The organism is Kitasatospora putterlickiae (assembly GCF_039527695.1).
Taxonomy (GTDB): Bacteria; Actinomycetota; Actinomycetes; order Streptomycetales; family Streptomycetaceae; genus Kitasatospora; species Kitasatospora putterlickiae.
This window is the reverse complement of sequence record NZ_BAAAKJ010000010.1, coordinates 20375-28920: the sequence shown is the minus strand read 5'-3', so window position 1 is coordinate 28920 and position 8546 is coordinate 20375. Positions and strand designations below refer to the sequence as shown.

General features: G+C 75.3%; 6 protein-coding genes. 2 read left to right on the top strand and 4 right to left on the bottom strand.

What is annotated here, in order from left to right:
• Positions 1–32: 32 nt before the first annotated feature.
• The 3 genes from ABD308_RS01010 to paaK all read right to left on the bottom strand — a co-directional run bounded on the left by ABD308_RS01010 (position 33) and on the right by paaK (position 2948).
• A complete protein-coding gene (locus ABD308_RS01010; RefSeq protein WP_344323514.1) occupies positions 33–1019 on the bottom strand; it encodes a tyrosinase family protein in 987 nt (328 codons plus the stop codon).
• A gap of 1 nt (position 1020) precedes the next feature.
• Complete coding sequence (locus tag ABD308_RS01005; protein WP_344323500.1) at positions 1021–1431, bottom strand: hypothetical protein; 411 nt, start codon at positions 1429–1431, stop codon at positions 1021–1023.
• A gap of 113 nt (positions 1432–1544) precedes the next feature.
• A complete protein-coding gene (gene paaK, locus ABD308_RS01000) occupies positions 1545–2948 on the bottom strand; it encodes a phenylacetate--CoA ligase PaaK (protein ID WP_425554665.1) in 1404 nt (467 codons plus the stop codon).
• A 279-nt stretch (positions 2949–3227) separates the two neighbouring features.
• Between paaK and ABD308_RS00995 the strand changes: the two genes are divergently transcribed.
• Positions 3228–4175, top strand: coding sequence for an ATP-binding cassette domain-containing protein (locus tag ABD308_RS00995; RefSeq protein WP_344323489.1), 948 nt, complete (start codon positions 3228–3230; stop codon positions 4173–4175).
• Positions 4176–5844: 1669 nt separating this feature from the next.
• On the opposite strand, the gene ABD308_RS00985 is transcribed toward ABD308_RS00995, so the two are convergent.
• On the bottom strand, positions 5845–6591 hold the full coding sequence (locus tag ABD308_RS00985; RefSeq protein ID WP_344323476.1) for a hypothetical protein: 747 nt from the start codon (positions 6589–6591) through the stop codon (positions 5845–5847).
• A 223-nt stretch (positions 6592–6814) separates the two neighbouring features.
• On the opposite strand from ABD308_RS00985, the gene ABD308_RS00980 reads away from it, so the two are divergent.
• Positions 6815–8506: an FUSC family protein gene (locus ABD308_RS00980; RefSeq protein WP_344323466.1), complete on the top strand. Its 1692-nt coding sequence runs from the start codon at positions 6815–6817 to the stop codon at positions 8504–8506.
• Positions 8507–8546 lie beyond the last annotated feature (40 nt).

Below are 8546 nucleotides of genomic sequence, written 5' to 3'. Positions count from 1 at the left end.
CGACGAGCGGGCGAGTGGGCGGCGCGGGCGGGTCAGGGCAGCACGTCGTAGGTGAAGACGGCGGTCGAGTCGAGGACGGCCTCGGGCGTGGCGGAGGAGCCGAGCGGGGAGACGATCGGGTCCTTGAGCCGGTGCCCCAGCAGGATGTCGGGGGCGGACTGGTCGGGCAGGTAGTTCCGGCCGTTGCGCCGCATCCAGCCCTCCCAGATCCGGTCGACGTTGCAGTGGTGCAGGTAGAAGACCGGGTCGTTGGGCGAGGAGGCCTTGCCCATGTCGCGGCCGACGTAGACGTGCACCAGGTTGTGCAGGCCGAAGGGGTTGAACCCCTCCAGGTGGTTGCGGAAGCCCTCCGAGTCGACGTCCCACGGCGCGAAGTCGTAGACGGCGAGGTTGGGGTTGCCGGTCACCGGGTCGGTGTCGTACGCGGCCGCGACCTCCTCGGCGCTCGGCACGTTGGGCACGCCCGCACCCAGGGCCCGGCGCAGGCCGCGCGGCGGGCGGCTGACGAGCGCCAGCGAGGTGTTGACGTCGATCCGGACGCGGAAGGCGTCGGGGTCGTCGGGGTTGCTCGGGTCGACGCCGAACGGGCCGTCGGAGACCGGGCTTCCACTGCCGCCCAGGCACGTCGGCTGCCAGAGGTCGCTGTCCGAGGGGAGGTCGAGCGTCGAGTCCACCGTCCAGTCCCAGTAGGGCAGGCCGAAGGTCGGATCACCCAGCACGCGTTGGAGGTTGGCCTCCATCAGGTCGAGCATGACCCGGTGCCAGGGCAGGAAGATCGGGCCGCGGTGGGCGGCGTTGCGGATGTCGGAGTCGCCGCCGGGCGGGACGGCGGTGAGCATCGCCATCACGTGCCAGATCACGAAGAGGTCGTAGGTGCGGACGGGTTCGGGTGGGCCGGCGATGCCGAAGTCGGCGGTGGTGAAGGTGCTGTGCTCGCGCTTCAGCAGGTTGACGCCGGTGGTGTAGGCGTCGCGGACGGCGGTGTCGGTGAGGATGTTCCTGCGGACGACGGCGGCCATCTCAGCCACCTCCGTGCTCGTGGCCGTGGCCGCCGTGACCGCCCCCGCCATGGCCGCCCTCACCGTGGCCGCCCTCACCGTGACCCCCGTGGCCGCCCTGGTCGGTGAACTCTTCGGGGTAGTTGTCGATCACCGCCTTGACGGCGTCCAGCGCCGAGAGGAACCGGTACGCGGGCAGCGCGTGGCAGTGCACGTTGCCGTTCGGGTCCACGCCGAGGTGCGCGCCGATCGGGCGGCCGTCGACGGTGATCTCGTAACTGGTGGTGACGACGATCCGGTGACCGTCGTGCATCGTCGTGCGGACCGTCCTCGCGGGCCCCATGTGGTGGGCGGCCGGCGGGCGCGGCAGGCTGCTGAGGTATCCGCCGAGCCTCGTCGGGGTGGCGGCAGCGGCCAGACCTTCTGGGTCCATGGCTATCTCCCGGGCTGCGGGCGGCCCCGGGCGGGCCCCGGGGCGCGGACCTCCCGCCTCCACCGTCCCGCAGAACCGGCCGGCGCGCACGGCGGGGAACCGCTCCCCCGGGATCAGCCGGCGCGGTCCCCCCGGAGGTCCGCGATCCGGCGGATCTTTCCGACCGAGCGCTCCAGGCTGTACGGGTCCACCACTTCGACGTCCACGCTCACGCCCACCCCGTCCTTGACGCCCCGCGCGATCGCCGCGGCGGCCGCGTCGCGCTGCTTGGGGCCGGCGTCCGGGCGCGCCTCGACCCGCACCGTCATGTGGTCCAGCCGGCCCCGGCGGGTCAGCCTGAGCTGGAAGTGCGGCGCGACGGCGGGCACCCGCAGCAGGACCTCCTCGACCTGGGTCGGGAAGACGTTGACACCCCGCAGGATGATCATGTCGTCGCTACGCCCCGTCACCCTGGCCATCCGGCGGAAGGCGGGGCGGGCGGTGCCCGGCAGCAGGCGGGTGAGGTCGCGGGTGCGGTAGCGGATCACCGGCAGCGCCTCCTTGGTGAGCGACGTGAAGACGAGTTCGCCGCTCTCGCCGTCCGCCAGCACCTCGTCGGTCAGCGGGTCGACCACCTCGGGGTAGAAGTGGTCCTCCCAGATGTGCAGGCCGTCCTTGGTCTCCACGCACTCCTGGGCGACGCCGGGCCCCATCACCTCGGAGAGGCCGTATATGTCGACGGCGTGCAGGTCCATCCGCCGCTCGATCTCGGCGCGCATCTCCTCGGTCCACGGCTCGGCGCCGAAGATGCCGACCCGCAGCGAGGTGGTGCGCGGGTCGACGCCCTGCCGCTCGAACTCGTCGAGCAGGGTGAGCAGGTAGGACGGGGTGACCATGATGATCTCGGGGCGGAGGTCCTGGATCAGCTGGACCTGGCGGGCCGTCATGCCGCCGGACGCGGGGACGACCGTGCAGCCGGCGCGCTCGGCGCCCGCGTGCGCGCCCAGTCCGCCGGTGAACAGGCCGTAGCCGTAGGCGATGTGCACCGTGTGGCCGGGGCGGCCCCCGGCGGCCCGGATCGAGCGGGCCACCACGTCGGCCCACACGTCGAGGTCGCGCCCGGTGTAACCGACCACGGTGGGGCGGCCGGTGGTGCCGCTGGAGGCGTGGATCCGGCGGACCCGCTCCTTCGGGACGGCGAACATGCCGAAGGGGTAGGTCTCGCGCAGGTCGGCCTTGGTGGTGAAGGGGAAACGGGCGAGGTCGGCGAGGGTGCGGCAGTCCTCGGGGGTGACGCCGGCGGCGTCGAACTTGCGGCGGTACCGCTCGACGTTGTCGTAGGCGTGGCGCAGCGTGGCCCGCAGTCGCTTGAGCTGGTGGGCGCGCAGTTCCTCGCGGGTCATCCGCTCGCCGGCGTCCAGCAGCCCGTCCGGCGGCGCCTCGCCGAGTCGCGTCCGCGCCGGGGGCGCCGGGGGCGCCGCGTCCGGCCTTCCGCCCTGGTCCGCCGTTCGGCCCGGGTCCGCCGCTCCGCCGCTCATCGCGCCTCCCGCCTTCCTCCGGTTACCCCCGCACCCGAACCGACCGATCATTCGGTTGATCCTCGACGGGCCCAAGTAATCCAGTGCCCGAACCACCTGTCAAGACTCGGCGCGCGCCAACCTCTGTCCTTCGTCAGGCCCGATCTCTGCCGAACGGCAGATGGCAGCCTCCCGCCGATCGGGGAGGCTCATCGACGTCACCCACCGTCCCGCCGCCCACCGCCGCCCACCACCCACGCAGCATCCACCGCCCACGCACCGGCCGGAAGAGCAGAGCCCATGAGCCGACCCGAGATCCACGCCGACCCCCGCCACACCGACCCACCACCCCTCCTCGAACTGACCGACGTCAGCAAGGTCTACCGGGGCGGCAAGCGCGCCGTCGACGGCCTCTCGCTGCGGCTCGGCCCCGGGCTGCTCGGCCTGCTCGGGCCGAACGGCGCGGGCAAGTCCTCGCTGATGCGGATCGTCGCCACCGTCACCCGGCCCACCACCGGCCGACTCACCTACCGGGGTGCCGACGCGCTCGCCCGGCCCGAGCTCCTGCGGCGCGAACTCGGCTTCCTCCCGCAGGACTTCGGGGTTCACCCGCAGCTCACCGCGCGGGAGTTCCTCGCCTACCTGGCCGCTGCCAAGGGACTGCCCGCCCGCTCGGCGCGGGCCCGGATCGACGAGCTGCTCGCCCTGGTGAACCTGACCGAGGCGGTGCGGCGGCCGCTCGGCGCGTACTCCGGCGGCATGCTGCGCCGGGTCGGCATCGCCCAGGCGCTGCTCGGCGATCCGCGCGTGATCGTCGTCGACGAGCCCACCGCCGGGCTCGACCCGGAGGAGCGGGTGCGCTTCCGCAACCTCCTCAGCGCGCTCGCCGAGGACCGGGTGGTGCTGTTGTCCACCCACATCGTCTCGGACGTCGAGTCGGTGGCCGGGGACATCGCGGTCGTCGCCGGCGGGCGGCTGCTGCGCCGGGGCAGCCCGGAGGAACTGCTGGGTGGTCAGGCCGGCCGGGTGTGGGAGGTCCTGGTCGATCCGGGGGCGGTGGCCGCCGTGCAGGCCCGCTACGTGGTGAGCCGGATGGTGCGCACCGGGGACGGCCGGGTGCGGCTGCGGCTGCTCGCGGACGGTCCGCCGTTCGCCGACGCGGTGCCGGTCGCGCCCGACCTGGAGGACGCCTACCTGGGCCTGGTCCGGCCCGCCGTCGCGAACGACCGCCCGGAGGTGCGGCGATGAGCGCGAACACGAACACCCTCACCACGACCCGCCCGGCGGACGCCGCCCCGGCCCGTACGGGGGTGCTCGCCCGGCTCTGGCGGCTCGCCCTCGGCGACTTCCGCGACCGGGTCCGCCGGCCCGCCTACGCGATGACGCTGCTGGCCGCCGTCGGCCTCGGCCTGCTGGCCGCCCCGCCCGCCGACGGGCACTGGGCGGTCCTCGCGCTGGGCCGCTACCGGGGCGAGTACAACAGCGCGTACATCGGCACCGCGACGGCCCTGGCCGGCGCGCTCTGGCTCACCCTCGGCGGGTTCTACGTGGTCCGCAACGGGCTCGGGCGCGACGAGGAGACCGGCGTCGGCCAGATCCTCGCCGCGACGCCGCTGCGAACGGTCGAGCTGCTGCTCGCGAAGTTCCTCGGCAACCTGCTGGTCCTGGCCTCGATGCTCGGCGTGCTCGCGCTGACCGCGCCCGCCCTGCAGCTGATCCGGGGCGAGGACCGCGTGCTGGACCCGGTCGCCCTGCTGACGCCCTTCCTGGTCCTGACGCTCCCGCTGCTCGTGGCGACGGCCGCGCTGGCCGTCCTGTTCGAGACGGTGCCGCTGCTGCGCGGCGGGCTGGGCAACGTCGTCTGGGCCGCCGTCGCCCCGGCCCTGCTGATCGCCGGTGAGCGGCCCGGCGCCCCGCTCGGCGGACTGGGCCTGGGTCCAGCGGCCGCGTCCCTGAGCGAGGCGCTGGCCGCGCGCGGCGTCGACCTCGCCGGCGACGAGTTCAGCCTCGGCCTGACCAAGGTGGACACCCCGCTGGAGCCGTTCCGCTGGGACGGCGCGGGCCTGGACGGCGGCTTCCTCGCCCAGCGGCTGCTGCTGGTGCTGATCGCGGTGGCACTGGCCGCGCTGCCGGCGCTCTGGTTCTCCCGCTTCGACCCGGCGCGCGGCGCCTCGGGGGGGGGGGGGGGGGGGGCGGGGGGGGGGGGGGGGGCGGNNNCGACGGGCGGCGGCGAAGCGGCGCCGACGGCGTCCGCTCCCCCGGTGCTCCCGCTCACCCTGCCCGCCACGGGGCCGGCGGGGCCCGGGCGCGGGCCCGGCTTCGGCCGGCTGCTGTTCGGGGAGGCGCGGATCCTGTTCGCCGACGCCTCGCGCTGGTGGTGGCTCGCCGCCGCCTGCCTGGTCGCGGCCGGCCTCGCCGTTCCGCCGGACACCGGAGCGGGCGCGGTGCTGCCCGCCGCCTGGATCTGGCCGGTACTGCTCTGGTCCCGCCTCGGCAGCCGCTCGGCCGAGTCCGGTCTGGAGTCCCTGCTCGGCGCCTACCCGGCGGCCCGCGCCCGGCTGCTCGCCGAATGGGCCGCTGGGGTCCTGCTCACCGCACTGCTGGGCGCGGGCGTGCTGGTCCGGCTGGCCGGGGCCGGCGACTCCGCCGGTGTGGCCGCCTGGTCGGCCGGCGCCCTGTTCATCCCCGCGCTGGCGATCTCCCTCGGCACCCTCTCCCGCACCCACCGCCTCTTCCAGGCCCTCTACCTCCCGCTCTGGTACCTGGCGGTGAACCAGGTCGCCGCCCTCGACTTCATGGGCGCCGTCCGCCGCGACGGCCATCCCGCCGGCCCCTCGCCCCTGCTCGTCACCGCCCTCGCGCTGGCCCTGCTCGCCACCGCCCTCCTCACCGGCTCGGCCCGCCGTGCCCTGCGCGGCTAACGCCCGCTCGGGTCGGCGACGATCCGGTCGGCGACCGCGAAGTCGGCCTCGCACGAGGGACAGGTCGCGTGGCCGAAGACGTGGGTCAGCACATGGGCGACCTCCTGCCGGCCGTCGGCGAGCGCGCGGTCGTGGAGGCGCCGGCCGATGCCGTTCAGGTCGGCCGGGGCCGCCGGGCGCAGGGGGCGCGTCTCGACGGCGCCGTCCGTGAGCGCGTAGTCGTCGGCGGCCGAGAAGAACCCGCGCTCGCCGAGGGCGATGAACAGGTCGCCCTCGCAGTCCGGGCAGGCGATCTGGTACTCCTCGTTGACGATCCCCCAGGCCAGCTCCTCGCCCCAGCCGGGGACGCCTTCGAGGCCCAGCACGGCCTCCAGGAGGTGAACGTAGTCGGTGGGGTCCGTGCCCGCCCCGAGCTGCCGGTTCGCCGCCACGAGCAGGGCGGCGGTCTCCGTCGCGAACCGCGCGCGGACGTCGTCCACCCCGTGCGACGGCCCGGCTCCGGCCAGGATCGCGCCGGCCAGGAGCACGGCCTGCACCTCCTGCTCCCGCTCCCCGCACCGGGCCCGCCCGGCCAGCCAGGGCAGGGCCGCGAAGCCGGCCGGGTAGACGGTGCCCTGGTGGCACAGGGCCGACCACAAGTCGCTCCAGAGTTCGGCGGTCGGCGCCGAGGCGATCCGGTCCAACAGGTCCGGGATGTCGTCGGCGGGGCCGTAGGCATGGCTGAGTCGGGACCAGTCCGTCATGCCCCGCATCCAACCAGCCCCGCGCCCCTCGTCGCCGGGGACGGGGCGGGACGGGGCGGGGCGGGACGGGACGGGGCGGGACGGGACGGGGCGGGACGGGACGGGGCGGGACGGGACGGGGCGGGGCGGGACGGGACGGGGCGGGGCGCCATCCTCCCGGCGTCGAGGAGGCAGGCGCCAGAACAATCTATTTCACGAGTAAATTACTTGCTAACCTCTTCGCATGACCGAACGCCCTCCGGCCGCACCTCGCGTCCGCCGCTTCCCCTTGCCGCCGTGGCGCCAGGTGTTCCGGCTCGGCACGCCGACGGACATCTGGCTCAAGCCCGCCATCAGCACCGTCGTCACGGCCGGGGCCCTGAACCTCACCCTGATCGGGCTCGGCCGACTCGACCTCGCGATCTACACGATGGCCGGCGCGCTGTGCGCCCTGTACGGCCACGAGCTCCCCTATCCCGCGCGGGCCCGCACCCTCGCCGGGGTGGCCGCCGGCACCCTGCTCAGCACGGCCGTCGCCCTCACGGCCGCCTCGCTCAGCCACTCCGTCGCCGTCCTGGTCGCGGTCGGCGCCGTCCTCGCCGCGCTCCACAAGCTGGTCTGCGAGGCGGCCCGGGTCGGTCCGCCCGGCGCCCTGATCGTCACCTTCACCAGCGTCACCTGCGCCTTCACACCCCAGCGCCTCGCCGAGCTGCCCGCGCACCTGGCGCTCACCGCGCTGGGCGCCGCCGTGGCCTGGCTGGTCTGCATGGCCCCGGCCCTGGTCCGGCCGTTCGGACCCGAGCGGATCCTCACCGCACGCGCCCTGGACGCCGCCGCCCGCCTCCTGAGCGGCGAACCCGCCCAGCGCCCCGCCGCCCGTACGGCGCTCGCCGCCGCCGTCAACGCCGCACGCCGCAGCCTCACCGGCACCCGGGCGAGCATCGCAGGCCCGCGGCGCCGCCACACCGCGGACGCCCTGGAGCGACTGCTCGTCCGCGCCGAATCCTCGCTGGCCTCCACCGACCCGGACCCCCGAACCGCCACCCGGTACCGGCAATGGGCCCGTGACCTGCGCGGCGACCGGCCACTCCCCGTCCTCGACCCCACCCCCGTCCTCGACCCCGCGCAGGCCACCGCCACGGACGAGGCGCCGCTCCCCGTCCCCCCGCCGTCCCGGTGGCACGCCCTGCGACCGGGCTCGCCGCTGCTGCCGATCGGGCTGCGGGTCGCACTCGGCTGCGCCGCCGCCGGGTGGGCGTCGGCGGCGCTGGGAATCGGACGGCCCGGGTGGGCGGTGATCACCGCCGCGTCGGTCTTCCAGGCCAGCGCCGCCCTGTCCTGGCAACGCGCGATCCAGCGCGTGCTCGGGAACCTGCTCGGGCTGCTCCTGTTCACCGCCCTGCTGCCGGTTTCCCGCTCCGGGCAGCTCGCCCTGGTCCTGCTGGCGCTGGTCGGCCACTTCGCGGCCGAGGCGACCATCACCCGCAACTACTGGCTGGCGACCACCTTCGTGACACCGCTCGCCCTGATGATGACCGAGTTCGGCCACTACCAGCCCGCCCGGGACATGGTCGCCGACCGCTGGCTGGACACCTGCCTCGGCGCCCTCGCCGGCCTCGCCGCCTGCCTCCTGGTCACCAACCGCCGCACCGCGACCCGCCTCGACCGCGCCCTCGCCGAGGTCGGCACGGCCACCGAGGCGGCCCGCGCCAGCACGTCGCGCGCCACGGCCGCCACGGTCCGCGCCAGGCTCTCCCACGCCCTGGTGGACCTGCGCGACAGCACCGACATCGCCGTGGGCGAGTGGCGCCAGCCCGCCCTGCCGCGCACCCGGATCACCGAGGCCGAACAGGAGGGCCACCGGCACCTGGCGGCCCTGCTCGGCCACGGCGGCGTCCACCGCGGCGGCCACGAGCCCGTTCCCGCCTGCCCCTAGGATCGAGGTCCAACCATCGCCCCGACCGCGCCCGCGCGGC

Excerpts from the sequence above, each read along its gene's own strand:
- ABD308_RS01010 (WP_344323514.1), bottom strand. The coding sequence starts at position 1,019 with ATGGCCGCCGTCGTCCGCAGGAACATCCTCACCGACACCGCCGTCCGC.
- ABD308_RS01005 (WP_344323500.1), bottom strand. The coding sequence starts at position 1,431 with ATGGACCCAGAAGGTCTGGCCGCTGCCGCCACCCCGACGAGGCTCGGC.
- paaK (WP_425554665.1), bottom strand. The coding sequence starts at position 2,948 with ATGAGCGGCGGAGCGGCGGACCCGGGCCGAACGGCGGACCAGGGCGGA.
- ABD308_RS00995 (WP_344323489.1), top strand. The coding sequence starts at position 3,228 with ATGAGCCGACCCGAGATCCACGCCGACCCCCGCCACACCGACCCACCA.
- ABD308_RS00985 (WP_344323476.1), bottom strand. The coding sequence starts at position 6,591 with ATGACGGACTGGTCCCGACTCAGCCATGCCTACGGCCCCGCCGACGAC.
- ABD308_RS00980 (WP_344323466.1), top strand. The coding sequence starts at position 6,815 with ATGACCGAACGCCCTCCGGCCGCACCTCGCGTCCGCCGCTTCCCCTTG.